At 37.8% G+C, this 18440-nt stretch carries 14 protein-coding genes; 5 read left to right on the top strand and 9 right to left on the bottom strand.

Going from position 1 to position 18440, the window contains the following annotated elements; all coding sequences use genetic code 11:
- Window positions 1–2: 2 nt before the first annotated feature.
- On the bottom strand, window positions 3–1835 hold the full coding sequence (locus tag ABJQ32_09760; protein ID MEP5289926.1) for a M1 family metallopeptidase: 1833 nt from the start codon (window positions 1833–1835) through the stop codon (window positions 3–5).
- Window positions 1836–1923: 88 nt separating this feature from the next.
- Between ABJQ32_09760 and ABJQ32_09755 the strand changes: the two genes are divergently transcribed.
- Window positions 1924–2046, top strand: a complete 123-nt coding sequence (locus ABJQ32_09755) for a hypothetical protein (protein MEP5289925.1) — start codon at window positions 1924–1926, stop codon at window positions 2044–2046.
- A gap of 2 nt (window positions 2047–2048) precedes the next feature.
- Here the strand turns inward: ABJQ32_09755 and gyrB are convergent, their stop codons facing one another.
- Window positions 2049–4013 (bottom strand): DNA topoisomerase (ATP-hydrolyzing) subunit B, encoded by a 1965-nt coding sequence (gene gyrB / locus ABJQ32_09750; GenBank protein ID MEP5289924.1) that lies wholly within the window; start codon window positions 4011–4013, stop codon window positions 2049–2051.
- A gap of 376 nt (window positions 4014–4389) precedes the next feature.
- Between gyrB and ABJQ32_09745 the strand changes: the two genes are divergently transcribed.
- Window positions 4390–5178: a DUF2490 domain-containing protein gene (locus tag ABJQ32_09745; protein ID MEP5289923.1), complete on the top strand. Its 789-nt coding sequence runs from the start codon at window positions 4390–4392 to the stop codon at window positions 5176–5178.
- On the opposite strand, the gene ABJQ32_09740 is transcribed toward ABJQ32_09745, so the two are convergent.
- Genes ABJQ32_09740 through ABJQ32_09730 form a run of 3 tightly spaced genes read right to left on the bottom strand, consistent with a single transcriptional unit; the run spans window position 5175 to window position 8366 of the window.
- Window positions 5175–5543: a CoA-binding protein gene (locus ABJQ32_09740; GenBank protein MEP5289922.1), complete on the bottom strand. Its 369-nt coding sequence runs from the start codon at window positions 5541–5543 to the stop codon at window positions 5175–5177. The two genes, ABJQ32_09745 and ABJQ32_09740, sit on opposite strands and share 4 nt — an antisense overlap.
- Window positions 5540–7372: a hypothetical protein gene (locus ABJQ32_09735; GenBank protein MEP5289921.1), complete on the bottom strand. Its 1833-nt coding sequence runs from the start codon at window positions 7370–7372 to the stop codon at window positions 5540–5542. The genes ABJQ32_09740 and ABJQ32_09735 overlap by 4 nt, the downstream gene beginning before the upstream one ends.
- Window positions 7365–8366, bottom strand: a complete 1002-nt coding sequence (locus ABJQ32_09730; GenBank protein ID MEP5289920.1) for a tryptophan 2,3-dioxygenase family protein — start codon at window positions 8364–8366, stop codon at window positions 7365–7367. The genes ABJQ32_09735 and ABJQ32_09730 overlap by 8 nt, the downstream gene beginning before the upstream one ends.
- A 34-nt stretch (window positions 8367–8400) precedes the next feature.
- Here ABJQ32_09730 and ABJQ32_09725 point away from each other — a divergent pair, with 34 nt between their 5' ends.
- Window positions 8401–9597, top strand: a complete 1197-nt coding sequence (locus ABJQ32_09725; protein ID MEP5289919.1) for an acyl-CoA dehydrogenase family protein — start codon at window positions 8401–8403, stop codon at window positions 9595–9597.
- A gap of 255 nt (window positions 9598–9852) precedes the next feature.
- Here the strand turns inward: ABJQ32_09725 and ABJQ32_09720 are convergent, their stop codons facing one another.
- Window positions 9853–10671, bottom strand: coding sequence for a purine-nucleoside phosphorylase (locus ABJQ32_09720; GenBank protein ID MEP5289918.1), 819 nt, complete (start codon window positions 10669–10671; stop codon window positions 9853–9855).
- Window positions 10672–10747: 76 nt separating this feature from the next.
- Between ABJQ32_09720 and ABJQ32_09715 the strand changes: the two genes are divergently transcribed.
- Window positions 10748–11926, top strand: a complete 1179-nt coding sequence (locus ABJQ32_09715; protein MEP5289917.1) for an aspartyl protease family protein — start codon at window positions 10748–10750, stop codon at window positions 11924–11926.
- Between the two features lie 7 nt (window positions 11927–11933).
- Here the strand turns inward: ABJQ32_09715 and ABJQ32_09710 are convergent, their stop codons facing one another.
- The 3 genes from ABJQ32_09710 to ABJQ32_09700 all read right to left on the bottom strand — a co-directional run bounded on the left by ABJQ32_09710 (window position 11934) and on the right by ABJQ32_09700 (window position 14999).
- Window positions 11934–13118, bottom strand: a complete 1185-nt coding sequence (locus ABJQ32_09710) for an aspartate aminotransferase family protein (GenBank protein MEP5289916.1) — start codon at window positions 13116–13118, stop codon at window positions 11934–11936.
- Between the two features lie 68 nt (window positions 13119–13186).
- Window positions 13187–14143 carry a transketolase C-terminal domain-containing protein gene (locus tag ABJQ32_09705; protein ID MEP5289915.1) on the bottom strand — a complete coding sequence of 319 codons (957 nt, stop codon included), beginning with the start codon at window positions 14141–14143 and terminating at the stop codon, window positions 13187–13189.
- A 13-nt stretch (window positions 14144–14156) separates the two neighbouring features.
- Entirely contained in the window at window positions 14157–14999 is an 843-nt protein-coding gene (locus ABJQ32_09700) for a transketolase (protein ID MEP5289914.1), read from the bottom strand.
- A 224-nt stretch (window positions 15000–15223) separates the two neighbouring features.
- On the opposite strand from ABJQ32_09700, the gene ABJQ32_09695 reads away from it, so the two are divergent.
- Window positions 15224–18430 (top strand): SusC/RagA family TonB-linked outer membrane protein, encoded by a 3207-nt coding sequence (locus ABJQ32_09695; GenBank protein ID MEP5289913.1) that lies wholly within the window; start codon window positions 15224–15226, stop codon window positions 18428–18430.
- The last annotated feature ends 10 nt before the right edge of the window (window positions 18431–18440 follow it).

Here is an 18440-nt window from a genome sequence, read left to right as displayed (position 1 = left end):
TACTACTCTTTTTCCCACTTGTTATTAGTTCGGTCTACATCTGCCATATATCCACTTTCATCTAGTTCTATAACGCTTATTTGATCCATTGGAACATCGATTGTAAAGCTATAGGTTGGGTGTGTCCAAGACCAATCTGATAATACTACTCTTTCAAGCGTAGTGTCGTTACTTTTCTCTCCCCTCATAATGGCCAAGGGTGCGTAATAAACCTTCTTAGTGCCGTCAGTAAATGTGACGTATACATCCATTGGCATTGGCATCTTTCCGATTCGTTTCAAAGAAATTTTTGTGCTGCCTTCCATCTCTTCAACTCCATCCAAGGAATAGTCTATTGTATGAATCGTGTTTACCCAATAGTCGAGATACCAATCAAGCTCAATGTCTGACTCTTTTTCAAATACTCTTATCCAATCAATAGCATCTGGATGCTTAAACCTCCATTTATAGTAGTACTTCTTAAGAGCTCTTGCAGTCTTTTCTTTACCTATTAAATAGTTCATTTGAGCTAGAGCAATAGCACCCTTATAGTATGAACCTAAACCATATGCAGAATTAGTTGCGAAATGATCAGCATGCGTGCTCAACGGTTCTTCTTTACCTGAATTGGTCAAGTAGATGTAAGTCTGAAAGTTTCTTGCTTGCGTGCGATTAGATCCTTCAAAAATATGTGCCATCGTTTCCGCAGTAGCGTATGTTGTAAAACCTTCGTCCATCCAAGCATAGTAACTTTCATTAGTTGCCAATAGACCTTGGTACCAGCTATGTAGAGCTTCATGTACAGTCACACCAGCCAAGCTTTGAATTTCTCTATTCCCTGTGATAAGAGTGGCCATTGGGTACTCCATTCCACCGTCACCTCCTTGGATGATAGAATAATGAGGGTATGGATATTCTCCAAAGTTTGACTCAATAAATTTGAATGCTTTAACAGCTAGTTCAGGAAGGTCTTCCCACGCCTTTGTTTCTTCTCCTTTCTGATAGAAAAAATGAAGTTCGGGACCCTCATTAACCATCGCAGTGGTGTGTGTGTAGTCAGGGTCTGCTGTCCATACAAAATCATGGACATTTTTGGCTTCAAATTCCCAAGTTAGTTTTTTGCCCTTTCTTTTGACTTTCACTCCATCATCTTCATATCCATGCCCAATTTCATTTGGGTTTTGGAGAATTCCAGTGGCCGCCACCACAAAATTTTTATCTATTGTTAGATTTACATTGAAGTTTCCCCAAGGCGCGTAGAATTCACGGCCTACATAGGGATGTGAATGCCAACCTCTTTCATCATACTCAGCAATTTTTGGATACCACTGAGCCATACTATAGTCAATTCCTTCTTTATTATTTCTTCCGCTTCTTCTTATCTGTAATGGTACCTGGCTTTGAAAATTCATATTTAAAACGGTTGCGGAACCTGGAAGGATAGGTTCCGCCAGTACTACTTCCAGAACAGTTCCTTCAGTTTTGTAACTAACGCTTTCTCCATCTTGGGTTAAAGATTGAATTTTATGATAGCCAATCTCAGAATCATTCAATTTCGAGATTCGATCACCCACTCTTCCATCAGGGTCTTCAATGGTACGACTTCTGGTATCCATCATACTCTCAGGTTGAAAAGCATTGAAATATAAATGGTAGAAAACACGTCTCAATGTGTCTGGACTATTATTGAAATATTTCAATTTTTGATTTCCTGTGAATTGATGATTTTCTATGCTGAAATCTATGTCCATTACATACTCGACTTTCTGCTGCCAATAACCTTGGGTGAAGGCAACTGACGTCAGGCTGACAAATAAAAGAAGGGAAAATGCTTTCTTAATAAAATTATATTTCATAATTGAAAATTAGTTAAACAAATCATGTGAATCTTGGATTGAACTCAGTATATTCATTTCTCAATCAACCCTAAAACTTTAAAAGAGTATGGAAAAAATTTTAGACTTTTTTCTTCTGATCATTTTCGCATTCGGTTCTGCCATCCTTTTTACGTTTGCTGTAATTTGGAAGTTTATCCAAGCAATGTATCAGATAATTATATCCAAATAATTTTATACATCAACATTTGCGTATTTCGCATTTTTCTCGATAAACTCTCTTCGAGGTGGAACTTCGTCTCCCATAAGCATTGAGAATAGATGGTCAGCCTCTGCAGCTGAGTCTATAGTTACTTGCTTCAATGTTCTATACTGTGGATCCATTGTTGTTGTCCATAGTTGATCAGGGTTCATCTCCCCAAGGCCTTTATAACGCTGAACCCCAACAGCATCCTCCTTACCTTCAGGAGCCATTTCAGCAGTAACTTTGGCTCTGTCATCTTCAGACCAAGCATACCTTTCAGTTTTTCCTTTTTTAAGTAGATACAATGGAGGCAGGGCGATATACAAATATCCTTTTTCTATCAATGCTCTCATATATCGGAAGAAGAATGTAAGAATCAGTGTTCTAATATGACTACCATCGATATCAGCATCTGTCATGATAATTACTTTATGATATCTAAGCTTCTCCATGTTGAGAGCCTTATCATCCTCTTCTGTTCCAAAAGAAACGCCTAACGCAGTTATCATATTTTTGATCTCTTCATTGTCGTAGATCTTATGTTCTTGTGCTTTTTCTACGTTGAGAATTTTACCTCTGAGAGGTAAAATGGCTTGGAACTTACGATCTCTTCCTTGCTTAGCTGACCCTCCTGCAGAGTCTCCTTCAACTAGATAGATTTCACAAACTGCAGGATCTTTATCTGAACAATCAGCTAGTTTACCTGGAAGTCCTGTTCCAGAAAGAACATTCTTCCGTTGAACCATTTCTCTTGCTTTTCTAGCGGCATGCCTTGCTTGTGCTGCTACAATTACTTTTGCAACAATCTGTTTAGCCTCCTTTGGGTGTTCTTCTAGGTATTCATTTAATATCTCACTCACACAAGTGTCTACAGCTCCCATTACGTCTGAGTTGCCTAGTTTTGTTTTGGTCTGACCCTCAAACTGAGGCTCTTGAACCTTCACCGAGATTACGGCTGTAAGGCCTTCTCGAAAATCATCCCCTGCTATATCTACTTTGACTTTGTCAAGAAGACCTGATTTATCAGCATAGCTTTTCAGAGTCCTAGTCAATGCTCTTCTAAATCCCGAAACGTGTGTCCCGCCTTCAATAGTATTGATATTGTTTACATAAGAAACTACATTTTCTGAATAAGAAGTATTGTAGCTAAGAGCTACTTCCACAGGTACAACTCCTTTATCACCTTCCATATAAATTGGATCAGGAATTAAAGTTTCTCTAGTTGAGTCCAGGTAAGAAACGAATTCTGCAAGTCCTCCTTCTGAAAAGAATTTTTCTTTCAGAGGTTGACCAGAATCATCTAGATCTCTATGATCTATCATATGAATCGTAATTCCTGCATTTAGAAATGAAAGTTCTCTTAACCTGGAAGCAATTGTTTCTGAATTGTATTTGTTAGCAGAGAAAATGCTCATATCCGGCTGGAAATGTATAATCGTTCCGCTAATATCTGTTTTGCCTATTTCCTTTACAGGAGCTTTGGGGATACCAATGCTGTACTCTTGCTCAAAGACCTTTCCATTTCTATGTACGGTAGCAACAAGCTTGGAGGATAATGCATTAACGCATGAAACTCCAACACCGTGAAGACCTCCAGACACTTTATAAGTGTCTTTATCAAACTTTCCTCCAGCATGAAGAACTGTCATTACTACCTCGAGTGCACTTCTTTTTTCTTTTTCGTGCATATCGGTTGGGATACCCCGGCCATTATCGGTAACAGTAATTGATTCATCTGTATTGATTTCTACTGTAATGGTATCACAATGACCCGCTAAAGCTTCATCAATTGAGTTGTCAACAACCTCCCAAACCATATGGTGAAGTCCTTTGAGACCAATGTCCCCGATGTACATCGCAGGTCTTTTTCGTACGGCTTCCAAGCCTTCAAGTACCTGGATATTACTTGCGGAATAATTCCCTTTTTTATTTTCCTTATTTTCTTCCATGTGCAGTGATTAAAAAACAGCATTCAGAGCTCTTATTAGTTGTTTTTTCAATTGCTTGAATAGGCTCTTAAGTGTTTAAAATGTAGTCATTTTCAATTTGCAAAAATACTAAAATTATCCCTATTTTATGATGTTTTTGATGCTTAAAATCAGATGTAGATTTGAGTTTCAATCAAATTTGCAATGCCCTTTCAAAATCAATCATCCTTACATCATCTCGCGATCAAAATTAGTGCGATTGAACAATGGAGAAATCAAGGATGAATAATTGAAGAGGAAAAAATAAAATGAGACTTATTGATTAATTGAATGATTTTTATCTTGAAAAATTCAATTTTCTACTTGAAAAAGTTCAATTTTAACGCACCTAACTACCTACCGCATGAATCTCTCTAGAGTATTGGTCATGATGTTTATGATCAGCGCCTTCTGTCTTAGTGCCCAACAGGCTCCACCACTTGAAAAAGAGATTACTTCTACTACAGGTGTTTGGCTTGGAGTTTATACCAAATATCATTTCAACGACCGTTGGGCCTACTATGGTGAATATCATGTGAGGAAGAAAAATGGGTTTGACGATATGGCTCAAGTTTATCTAAGGTTTGGAGCTACTTACACACTAAAGAAATACCTTGATATTACTGTAGGTGTTGTACATCCATTCTACTGGGCGCCTAATCAAAATGATCCAGATGTGGACAAAATTGTTCCGCAATACCGTCTTTGGCAGCAAGCGGTACTTGCTACTCCTTTTGACCATATTAAACTATACCATCAACTAAGAATGGAGCAGAGATGGAGACGTGATTATGAAAAAGGCTCATCATTTAAGTTGACTCACCGTTTCAGATATAAAATGACTGTTTATATTCCTCTGAATAAACCAGCATTCGAAAATCATACACTCTTTTTGTCTCTTTACAATGAAATCTTTATTCAGGCGGGCAAGTCAATTGTTTATAATCATTTAGAAGATAATCGTTCTTTTGCGGGACTTGGATATAATCTGAGTGAGCAATTTCAAATACAAGGAGGCTATATGTTTACTTTTCGCCATAAAGGATCGCCATTTAGTTATGAAAAGCGTCATATTTTTCGATTAAGTTTATATCATCATATGGATCTTCATCTCAATAGACACAGGGAGGAGAGACCTATCCCAATCCATTAGTATTGCTTGCTTCGGAGCATGACCAAAGTGCATGCATGATCAATCTTAATTCCTTTTTCGATAGCTTTTTTTTCTAGTGATGGATTTTCTGATCCTGGATTAAAGATTATTCTTTTTGGGAGAAGAGAAATGATATAATCCTCCCATTCGACTTGATTTTTTGGACCAATGTACATCGTCACCGTGTCAAGGTCTTTTACTTCTGGTCTTTCACGAAGATCTAATATTTTTTCACCGAAAATCTCGCCTTGCTTAATGCCTATGGGTACAATCGGGTGGTCATGAATAGTGAGACGTTCAGCAGCTAAGTACGCATACCTCATAGGGTTGGGTGAAGCTCCGAGAATGGCTGTTTTTTTGCTCATTGAGTTTTGCTTTTGCTTTTCGTCAAAGCAAATCCAATGTTCAACCCAATAATAATTGGAAAATGAACAGAAGATTTGATTTCTTGATCAAAATAATTATCAAGAACCTGAATTGGTTCATATTGCTTGTTAAATGATCTGACAGATATACCGAAACCAATAAAAGCGTCCACTGTTAGTCCAGAAGCTCCAACATCTTTCATCCATCTATTTCCAACAATAATACCGTAACCAAAGGATTGCTCTCTAAGAGTACCGAAACGTCTTGGTTGTTGAATTATTAATGTATCTGTATGATTTACATTGCTATTCTGGTATTTGAAATTTACTTCATGACCAAAATAGAACATGCCCATTTTTGAGTCTGCGTGATAAAATTTTTGTTTGAAGTGAATTTTTGCCCCTCTACGATAAACTTGATAATCACCAATATCAGAGTCGGACGTAAAAAAAGGAGATCTTATAATATCAAATTGTAGTTCGTACCCAAGTCTTTCTTGTATGTAGTACTCAAAAGAAATTGGGAGTTGATCATCCAATAACCAGATTGGATTGGTAGCAATGATTACGCCTTTATACTCGTTTACTCTTGGTAAGAAATATCTCAAGCCTCTTTTTTCTGGATGATAATTTGGTTTTTCTAGTGACTCTTTTTCTATTTGATCATTGCTTATTCGTGTCTTGAAAATGGGGGTTTTGTCTTCATAGATGGGTTGATAAGTTCCAGCAAAAGTTCCATCAGGGTTGTAAAGCTTCCACTGGCCAACACGTTTGTCATTCTCTATCTTTCCCTTCATTTTAATTGTTCCGTCTGGATAATATCCGGTATAGTCCCCACTACCTTCTATTAGACTTGCTTTTCCTTCAAGACTTCCTTTTTCACTATAGTAGTGCCATATACCTGTCTTTTTTTCATTTTCTATGGCGCCACTTGACTTCAGACTTCCACTTGGGTAATATTCTGTGAACTTTCCAGTGCCTTGCGTATAGTTTACTTCACCCAGTACCTCGCCCGAAGGATAAAATAATTTCCAATAACCATCTTTTTGATCATTGACTATTCTACCAGACTGATTAGGATTTCCGTTTTGGTGATAGTATTTCCATTCTCCTGTTCTAACGCCTTTTTCATAATTGCCAGTTCCTGCAATTGTTCCGTTCTTATGATAGTATTTCCATTCTGCTGTTTTCAATCCTTTTTCAAATGTCCCAACAGCCTCTATTTCTCCTGACTCATAATAATAGATCCATTCCCCAATACTTTTTTCATTTTCATTTTTTCCTTCCATCCTTCTTGAACCTGAAGGATAGAATTCTGTGTATTGACCTATATCTTTTTCGATTATAGACTGTGCTTTTATTGAACCGTCTTCAAAGAAGTAATTCCATATTCCTGTCTTCTTATTTTTGATATAATTTCCACTACTTTTTTCACCATCATTCTCATAATAAAATTTCCAAGGTCCTTCTTTCGAGGTTCCTTGTAACTTTCCTTCAGATTTGATGTTTCCGTTTTCATAATAATAAGACCAGCTTCCAGAGGGGAGACTTTTTTTAAACTTACCAAGTGCTTTTTTCCTTCCGTTTTCATAGTAATATGTCCAAACACTATCCGGTTGATTTTTCTCAAACCATCCATAACTTTTAAGAGATCCATTGAGGTAAAATGATTCATAGGAACCTTGTAAAGCAGAGTCTTCTTCAGCATAGTGATATATCTCGCTGATTTTACTGCTATCTAAATCAAAATAATACTTCCCTTGCTTTATCTGGCCTTGTAAGCAGAAGGTGAGGAAATAAATGACGATATAAGCGCCATTTCTAAGCATGGAGACTTGTAAACACTTTTTTAAATTTTTGACCCCATTCCTCTATTTCTTCTGATGTCCATAGTTCAGGATAAAAAATGATTCTTTGACGTCTTGGAGGTAGATATTTTTGCCAGTTGGTTCCTCCTGAGGCTTTAATTACATTCGGATCTCTTTGAAGATATCTTGTCGCACTTTTGAGATGCTGAAGTGGCCAATCTACATTAGCCTTTTGATCAAGTTTTTTGAGTTCTTGGATTACCTCATTGTTACCTTCATAATGGTTATGATACTTGCTAAGTAGGTTACATTCAGAAACTTGGACCGCTAATTCTATAAACTCCTTACTATATTTTGCTTCGAATTGCCTTAAAGTCAAGGTCTTCTTACCAGAAGCAAGTTCTGTGGCCCCAGCTTTCCAATAGAGAAATTCGTAAAGTTTGGCTAGGTCTTGCTCATTTTTCAATTCATCTCTTTTATCCTTATTGACTAGGTTCTTAAAATCTGTAGAATATATTTCTAGCTTTCTGTACTGTCCAGACTGAAACCCACTCGCTGGTAAGAGAGCCATTCTGAATGCCAGAAATTGATCCTGATCCATCCCATCGGTCATTACATCAAAAGAATCTATTAGATGATCCAGATATCTGTTAACTCTTTTTAAACGCTTTAAAAATGTTTTCTCACCTATAGGATCTGTGAAAACAGCTTGTTCCATCTCGTTTAAGATCATTCGGAAATAGAGCTCAGTTACTTGATGATACAAAATGAAGATCTTCTCATCCGGAATCGCAGTTCTTGGAGTTTGTAAACTGAGAAGTGTGTCAAGATGAATGTAGTCCCAGTAAGTCAAATAATCTGAATACAGTAAACCATCTAGGTAACTTGATAAGTCTTGACCCATGGCCTCATACTTTTCTTCTAATTTGGTTAATTGCTGAAGAATATTTTCGTCTATTTTCTTTTCGTCCATAGCATCGTAGTAGTTGAGCGTTATGGTTGTAAATTTGGCCAAAATTTTAACAACTGAGACAAAAAAATATCTTCTGATGAGTGTAGAAAAGCGAAATTTCGTAGATGAATTTGAGTCACCGGACTTTTATGGCATGGATGATTTACTTACTGATGAGCATAAGCTAATTCGGTCGTCTGTTAGAGATTTTGTAAAGAAAGAGATTACTCCATTTATTGAAGGGTGGGCTGAGAAAAATCACTTCCCTGAAGAAATCGTTAAGAAATTCGGTGAAGTCGGTGCATTTGGACCTACAGTTCCAGCAGAGTACGGGGGTGGAGGTCTTGATTATATCTCTTATGGTTTAATCATGCAAGAAGTGGAAAGAGGAGATTCAGGCATGAGGTCCACTGCATCAGTTCAAGGGTCTCTGGTGATGTACCCCATATACGCATATGGATCTGAGGAACAAAGAAAAAAATACTTACCTAAGCTTGCCTCTGGTGAAATGTTGGGTTGTTTTGGACTAACGGAACCTAATCATGGCTCTAATCCAAGCGGAATGGAAACAAACTTCAAAGACATGGGGGACCACTACTTACTAAATGGAGCTAAGATGTGGATTTCGAATTCACCTAAAGCAGATATAGCCGTGGTATGGGCCAAGAATGAAGACGGAAGAATTCATGGGCTGATCGTAGAGCGTGGAATGGAAGGGTTTACTACTCCAGAAACTCATGGTAAATGGTCTCTTAGAGCATCATGCACTGGAGAATTGGTATTTAGCGATGTTAAGGTCCCAAAAGAAAATTTGCTTCCAGAAAAGAGTGGATTGGGAGCACCAATGGGTTGCCTAGATAAGGCTCGATATGGAATAGCATGGGGAGCAATAGGCGCTGCAATGGATTGCTATGATTCTGCTCGGAGATATTCTTTGGAGAGAGAGCAATTTGGTAAACCAATTGGATCATTCCAATTAGTACAAAAGAAACTGGCGGAGATGCTTACTGAAATAACTAAAGCTCAGCTACTTAATTGGAAGCTAGGTAAAATGATGGAAGAGGGGAAAGCCTCAACATCACAAATTTCAATGGCAAAGAGGAATAGCGTTGAGGTCGCTTTAAATATTGCCAGAGAAGCGAGACAAATACACGGTGGTATGGGAATTACAGGAGAATATCCTATGATGCGTCATATGATGAACCTTGAATCTGTAGTTACATACGAAGGGACTCACGATATCCATCTACTCATTTTAGGAGCAGATATTACAGGTATACCAGCGTTCAAATAGAGATATTTTTCAAAAAAAAGGTCCGACTTTACAATGGTGAGTAAATTGCCGGACCAACCAACTATCCTTAAGATAGCTCTTTGATATTGATAAGTATGAAGAATACTTGTACAAATCATAGTTACGAACTTTATTTTTTTTGAACTAAGAAGAATCAATAAAGTATTGAAAAATACCCTAAAAGGGGTAGGTGAAAACGTTAATTATTATCATATGATAATTAAAATCATAAATTCATTGATTTTATAGATTGACTTAAAGTTGATCCATCAATTTTTTGAATAGAATAACCAAATCTTTTTCTGCCGCTTTCGCGGTAGCTATTATATCTTCAATATCAATCGGTTCTAAGTTGTCGGGATCACAATAATCCGTTAGGACGGAAACTGCTGAAACCGGAAGCCCCATTTGGTTAGCTGCTATTACTTCTGGAACAGTACTCATACCTACGACATCTGCTCCAATCATTCTTAGGTAGCGGTACTCAGCCTTTGTTTCAAGGCTTGGCCCAACCACAGATACATAAACTCCTTTATTAAGTCTGATTTTCTCACTCTTTGCTATTGAAATCAACTTTTTGTTCACCTCCAAATCGTAAGGTTGACTCATGTCCGTGAAAATTTGTCCAAATGCGGATGCTTCATGACCTCTTAATGGATTATCAGGTAGCAAACTGATATGATCTTCTATAAGCATAAGCTCACCCTTATTCCAGTTAAGATTCATACATCCTCCTGCATTTGAAACTAATAAATTTTTGATTCCAAGTTCCTTCATTACCCTTACTGGAAAAACTACCTGAGACATTGAATGTCCTTCGTAGTAATGAAATCTGCCCTGCATAGCAACAACTGTTTTTCCTCTTAATTTCCCATAGATTAATTTTCCTTTGTGAAATTCGACAGTAGCTATTGGGAAGTGTGGGATATTTGAATAAACAAGCTCTTGTTCTACTTCTATTTCATCTGCTAAAGCACCAAGCCCTGTTCCCAATATGATTCCAACCTCCGGGCTGTCAAATCCTCTTTCATTCAAGAATTTCACAGCAGCACTCACTTTTTCTATCATTTGCATGTCTTATATCTATATTTTTCTATTGTTTTTTGTAAAATATCTAAATTGACTTGAAATTTTAAAGACTCCTATCACTATGAAAAAAATACTTTCCTCGCTACTGCTAATTACATGCCTTTTGGGATTCTCGCAAAGTCCTATTACATCTACTCAAATGGAGTTGTTTGGTGATCATATTTTTATACACCTGAGTGTAGATGGTTCAGAGCCTCTAGATTTTATTTTTGATACTGGAGATGGCCTTCCTGTAATAGATCTGGATGTAGCGAAATCATTAAACCTTGATCTAAATCATGGAGCAACAAAGACGAGTGCCCAGGGAGCCATTCAAGGAGCATTGATTGACCACAATCTAATAGAATTGAACGGTATTGCCTTAGAGAAAGATATTCAACTTTATGCCACAAGTCTTCGGCATTTAGAAATGAGTATTGGGAGGAATATCGATGGTATTATCGGCTATGATCTCTTACATCATTACGTTGTGAGATTAGATTATGATAAAAGCAATTTTGAATTATATACTCAATCGTCTTATAAGCATGATGGATTTGGTGAGAGCTTCGAGTTTAAATTAGATAACTATATACCACACATAGAAGGAGAGGTTACACTAAATGATGGTGAGGTATTGAAAGGCGATTTTTTCATTAACACAGGTGCTGGAACTACCCTTGACTTCAATACTAAATTTGCTGCAAAGAATGATATTGTGTCAAGAACCGGGAAGCATTTTTCCTATCCGGTAGTTGGATTAAGCCAGAAAGAAACTACACATTATGAGGGAAGAGTTAAAAATTTTGGTTTTGGAACCTTCGATATCAAAAACATGCCTATTGGTATTAGCACAGCTAAACATGGAATTCAGCACAATAAAAAAGTTGCTGGAATTATCGGAAACAAGATGCTGAAAAGATTCAATATCACATTTGACTATTCTAGAGAGAAAATTTTTTTTGTGAAAAATAAGAGCTATTCAGATTCATACAATGTAAATGCTAGTGGATTGTATCTTCAGCTCGATGAAGAGATGGATAAGATTCTTGTACATAGAGTGTATGATGCCAGCCCTGCTAAAGTAGCTGGAATAAAACAAGATGCCGAAATATTGAAGGTGAATGGTAAAGATGTGAGTGAATACACTTTGCCAGAATTGAGAAAACTATTGGAAGAAGTTAATTCAGATGTGGAACTGGTTCTATGGCAAATGGGAGAGGAGAAGACTTTCACTTTAGACCTAAGTCAATTGATCTAAGGCATTGTTATACGTCATTAATGGCCTGTAGGATTATCTTACAGGCTTTTTTTATTTCATCTTTAGTGATGATTAGAGGTGGCGCTATTCTCATAGATTGGTCATTAAATAAAAACCAGTCAGTTACAACACCTAATTCAATAGCCCTATCTATGATTGGTTTTAAAACATCATATGATTCAAACTCAACAGCCATCATGAGTCCTTTGCTTCGAATAGCTTTTATTTTTGGATGCTTCAATAATGTATGAAAGAGCAATTCTTTTTCTGCTACATTGTCTAGAAGGTCTTCTTCTTGAATTACTTCCAAGGTTGCTAGTGCTGCGGCAGAAGATACAGGATGACCACCAAACGTTGAGATGTGGCCCAGAACTGGATTTTCAGTAAAAACATGCATCAGTTCCTTACTAGCCATAAAACTGCCGATTGGCATACCACCTCCCATTCCCTTGGCACTTACTATTATATCAGGTTCTATTCCATAATGTTCAAACGCCCAAAATTTCCCAGTGCGACCAAAACCACACTGAATTTCATCTAGAATCAATAAAGCCCCTGTTAGGCTACATCGATCTCTAACTGCTTTCCAGTAGTCTTGAGACCCAACCTTTAACCCTGCTTCACCTTGAACAGTTTCTATTACAAAAGCTGCGGTCTCACTTGTTATTTTATTTAAATCATCGATACAACCAAATCGGACATGAGACACACCAGGTAACAGTGGGCGATAGTTTCTCTTAAAGGATTCACTACCTGTTAATGATAAAGCACCATGAGAAGATCCATGATAGGCATTATGACAAGCAACTAGCTCAGATCTTCCAGTATATCTCTTAGCTAATTTCATTGCCCCTTCAATTGCCTCACTTCCTGAATTAACCAAATAGACCGAATCTATTTTATTAGGCAATGTTTTACTTAGTGCTTCTGCTAGCCTTACCTGCGGACTTTGTACAAACTCACCATAAACCATGACATGTAAGTGCTTGTCAACTTGATCTTTGATGGCTTTTATCACTTTAGGGTGCCTATGCCCAACATTGGAAACACCTATCCCAGAAATAAGGTCAAGATATTTTTTATCGTCAACATCTGTCATGTAGATACCTTCTGCGGAGACCATTTCCAGCATTAAAGGAGCATCAGAAGTCTGAGCTAAATGATTTAAGAAAAGCTGTCTGTGAGATGGCATTTTGCAAAGATGTATGACAAAAAAAGCCGAGACAATATTATCTCGGCTTTTGATTAAGGTTGTTTATTCTAATTTTTTCTTGCTATCGCTTTTTTAGCTTTTTCTACAATGTCCGTAACACCCAGTCCATATTTATCAAGTAACTCCTCAGGTTTCCCACTTTCACCAAATTGATCGTTTACTGCGACAAATTCTTGAGGAACTAAATCATTTCTTACAATAGTCTGCGCTACGCTTTCTCCAAGTCCCCCCGCAATTTGATGCTCTTCAGCAGAAACTGCACATCCAGTTTTGGCTATTGATTTAAGTATGGCACCCTCATCCAAGGGTTTGATGGTGTGGATGTTTATCACTTCTGCAGAAATACCTTGTTCTGCTAAAACTGCTTCAGCTTCTATGGCTTTCCAAACTAAGTGACCCGTAGCAAAAATGGAAACATCAGTACCTTCAATTAAAGTTACGGCTTTTCCAATCTCGAATGGCTGTTCTTCCATGAACATTGGCCAGCTAGGACGACCAAATCTTAAATAAACTGGTCCATGATGTTCAGCAATTGCCATAGTTGCAGCTTTAGTTTGATGATAATCACATGGATTGATGACTGTGAAGTTTGGAAGCATTTTGGTCATTCCAAGATCTTCTAGAACCTGATGTGTAGCTCCATCTTCACCCAAAGTAAGTCCAGCATGAGATGCACAAACTTTCACATTTTTTTCAGAGTATGCGATGGATTGTCTTAATTGATCATAAACTCTACTTGTAGAAAAGTTGGCAAATGTTCCTGTAAATGGAATCTTTCCAGCAGTAGCGAGTCCAGCAGCAATTCCCATCATGTTTGCTTCAGCAATTCCAACTTGGAAAAACCTTTCAGGGAATTCATTTTGGAAGGCATTCATTTTTAGAGAGCCTGTCAAATCTGCACATAATCCAACAACATTCGGGTTGGATTTAGCCGCCTCTAGCAACCCATCTCCAAAACCTGACCGTGTATCTTTCTTTGCTGTATAGTTAAATTTTGTCTTCATCAGTGATCAGTAATTAATAGTCTCCTAAGGTTTCTTCCAATTGGCTTAAAGCGTCTGCAAGTTGTTCATCATTTGGAGCAACTCCATGCCATTTATGTGTGCCTTCCATAAAATCAACTCCTTTACCCATTTCTGTTTTCATGAGTATCATGATTGGCTTTCCATTTCCTGATTTACCCTTGGCTTCTTCTAGGGTTTCAATAAGAGCTTTCATCTCATTCCCATCACATTCCAGTACTATCCAACCAAATGATTCATACTTTGCTCTGATATCACCAAGATTGTTGACTTCAGAAATCGGCCCATCTATTTGCTGACCATTGTAGTCTATAGTTGCTATTAAGTTGTCAACTTTATTATGAGCAGCAAACATGGCCGCTTCCCAAACCTGCCCCTCTTGTTGCTCGCCATCTCCCATAAGTACAAAGACATGATTATCATCGTTGTTGAGTTTTTTAGCTAAAGCGACTCCAATGCCAGTAGATAAGCCTTGGCCAAGGGAGCCCGAAGCTATTCGAATACCTTCTAACCCTTCTTCAGTGGCTGGATGACCTTGAAGCCTTGAACCAATCTTTCTGAAGGTGGATAGTTCAGAAACATCGAAATAATCAGATCTCGCAAGGGTGCTATAGAAGACAGGTGAAATATGACCATTAGATAAGAAGAAAACATCCTCATTCTTTCCTTCCATATTAAAGGAGGAATCATGTTTCATTATGTGATTGTACAAAGCAACGAAGTATTCAGTACATCCGAGTGATCCTCCAGGATGACCGGAGTTTACCGCATGAACCATTCGAACAATATCTCGTCGAACTTGAGAGCAAATACTATCCAAAGTAGATATATCAGGCATTGATGACATAGGTTGGGGTTTATAAAGCTGCAAATGTATCATTTTGAAGAATAAACTCTACGGATCTTTTTTTTCAAATTGTTTAAGGGAATTGATAACTGGAGTTTTTTTAGTTTAAGATTATAGGTTTTTACTTCTAATGGTATTTTGTTTTTGATATTGATTGGAATATTACCTTATCTTTAAGTCTTTATAACATAATTATTAACACAAAAAAGTAAAGTATGAAGAGGATTTTACTACTTACTACTGTGTTCTTTTTTGCTATCACGAGTTTGATAGCACAAAGAACAGTTTCAGGAAAAGTCACCGATGATGCTGGTGAATCTTTGCCTGGAGTGAATGTTGTGATCAAAGGCACAACAACTGGTGTTACCACAGACCTAGATGGTAACTACAGAATTTCCGTTGAGGACGGAGCAACATTGGTATTTTCTTATGTTGGTTTTGATACTCAGGAAGTTCAAGTTGGTGCTAGATCAACCATCGATTTATCCATGGCCGGAGCAATAGAACTTCAAGAAGTTGTTGTAACAGCGATTGGTATTGAATCAAACAAGCGAGCACTTGGATATTCTGTCCAGAATGTTGGTGGAGATGAATTAGCCAACACACAAGAAACTAATCTGGTGAATGCATTAAACGGCAAAGCTGCTGGTGTGACCGTTATTAGTTCTTCTGGATCACCTGGTGCTTCTGCAAACATCAGGATTCGTGGAAATACTTCTATTAGTGGGAGTAACTCTCCGCTTTTCGTTGTAGATGGCATACCTATAAATAACTCGGAAGCGGGTAATGGAACAGGTGGTGTTTCTCAATCAAACAGAGCGATTGATCTTAATCCCAATGACATTGCGAGCCTAACAGTTCTTAAAGGACCATCTGCTACAGCACTTTATGGTATTAGAGCTGCTAATGGAGCTATTGTTGTTACAACAAAGAGTGGAAAGAAAAATTCTGCGCCTTCAATAAGCATTTCTTCGTCGGTTGAATTTACAGAAGTGAACAAGACGTTACCACTTCAAAGAACTTATGCTCAAGGTAGAGACGGAGGTTACAGAGGACCTGAAACATTCGAAGGGTTTAGCTGGGGTCCAAGAATTGCTGATTTAGAATATGATGGCGATGCTACATATCCTTTTGATCCAAGAGGTAGCCTGGTGGCTACAGGCGAAGGAAATGGAACTCCTGCACAAGGTTATGATAGTTACGACTTTTTCGATACGGGTGTAACGACAGATAATAACGTGAGTGTCCGTGGTGGTACATCAGGCACTACTTACTATTTATCTGCAGGATATTTGAATCAAAAAGGAGTGGTACCAAATTCGCTCTTCGAAAGAGCGACTTTCAGAGCAAATATTTCTACGGAGCTTACGGAGAAATTGACTGTTAGTATGTCAGCTAATTATGCAAACTCAGGCGGTATCAGAATGCAGCGAGGTTCTAACCTAAGAGGTATTATGCTTGGTCTGGTTAGAAATACTCCTTCGTTCGATATTGGATTGGGTAAAACAGGACAAGATGCTGCAGATTTTCAAGCTGCATATCAGTATCCTAATGGAGGACAAAGAAGTTACCGTGATGGTATTTATGATAACCCTTATTGGGTAGTGAATAAGAATTTCACGGAGGATAATGTAAATAGAATCATTGGCTACACAGCTTTAAACTATGAAATTACTCCAGGGCTTAATGTTCAATATAAATTTGGTGTTGACAACTATATAGATAGCAGAGTAGCTTTTATTGAAAAAGTTCAGAATAATGACCTATCCACTGAATGGAACCCTGGGTCAGTAGTAAATCGTGAAATTAATGCGACCAATTTGAACTCTGATTTTATTGTGACTTATGATAAGACATTCAATAATGGAGACATCACATTGAATGCACTTGCAGGTCATAATTACTATAGTGCTAAGAGTACGGATAACATCACAACGGGAAATACATTGGCCTCTTTAGATTTTATCAACATATCTAATGCATCTGATGTAATTGCTTCTTACAACCCAGTTGAACGTGAGCTTATGGGTATTTATGCTGATTTTAGAGTTGGCTATAGAGACATGTTGTTCTTGAACTTTACAGGTAGAAATGACTGGTCTTCTACACTTCCAGAGAATGACAACTCATTCTTCTATCCATCAGTCGCTTTAGGTTTTGTTGCCAGTGAAGCTTTGAACTTATCTGATACGTATTTGAAAGTTCGTGCTAGTTGGGGTCAAGTGGGTAATGATGCCCCTGTTTACTCAACGCTTAGCTACTTTGCTCAAGGATTTGTTGGAGGCGATGGATTCGTTACAGGTACATCTTTCCCTTTCAATGGGGTGAATGCATTTGAACAGAATGGTACGCTTGGTAATAATATACTTAAGCCAGAGCTTACTTCAACGTATGAATTTGGAGTGGATGTTAAGTTACTTGGCGGAAGAGTTGGTTTAGACTTAACTTATTACAACTCTGAAACTGTAGATCAAATCATACCTGTGACAGTATCAGCAGCTTCTGGATTTCTTTCGACTATTACAAACGCAGGTTTAGTTTCGAATGAAGGTATAGAGGCAGTTCTAACGGGAACTCCGTATAAGTCAGGAGATTTCTCATGGGATGCGACAGTTAATTTCACTCATTACAAATCTGTAGTAGAGGAATTAGCACCAGGAATTGACAATATATTCTTAGCTGGATTTACGAGTACTTCATCTCGTGCAATAGCGGGAGAGCCGTTTGGAGCTATCTTTGGGGCGAAATTCCAAAGGAATGATCAAGGACAAATCCTAATCGATCCAGCAACAGGATACCCACTTCAGGATGCTAATGCAGGAGTAATTGGAGATCCGAACCCTGATTTTGTCATGGGCATCAGAAATTCATTCAATTATAAAAACTTCACTGTTTCTGCTCTTTTAGATATTAGACAAGGTGGAGATGTATGGAATGGAACAGCGGGTATTGCTAACTATTTCGGAACCTCCAAGAAGTCTGCAGATACAAGAGACCTCACGGGAGTTGTCTTTAATGGAGTGCTAAGAGATGCATCTCTTGACAATGAAGATGGAGTACAGGTAGGAGGTTCTTCCAATAATGTTCAGACTGATTTTGCCAATGAAGCTCAAGGCATAGGTGCTTATAGATATGTTCGTTACGGTTTTGGTGGTCTGGGTGAGTCAAATGTTCAAGATGCTTCTTGGGTGAGGTTGAGAGAAGTTTCTCTAACGTATAATCTGCCTAAGTCTATTTTGGATAAAACACCATTCAAATCAGCTTCGTTTTCTGCTGTAGGTAGAAATCTATGGTTAAGTACATCTTATGAAGGTATTGATCCGGAGACTAACCTTACTGGAGCTTCTAATGGATTTGGATTGGATTATTTCAATAGTCCAAATACCAAAGGCTATACATTTAAACTTCGACTTGGTCTGTAATTTTTTAAAT

The sequence above is a fragment of the Marinobacter alexandrii genome (assembly GCA_039984955.1).
GTDB lineage: Bacteria > Bacteroidota > Bacteroidia > Cytophagales > Cyclobacteriaceae > Ekhidna.
Note: the sequence above shows the minus strand (reverse complement) of the source record. Positions and strands in the feature narration are given on the sequence as shown.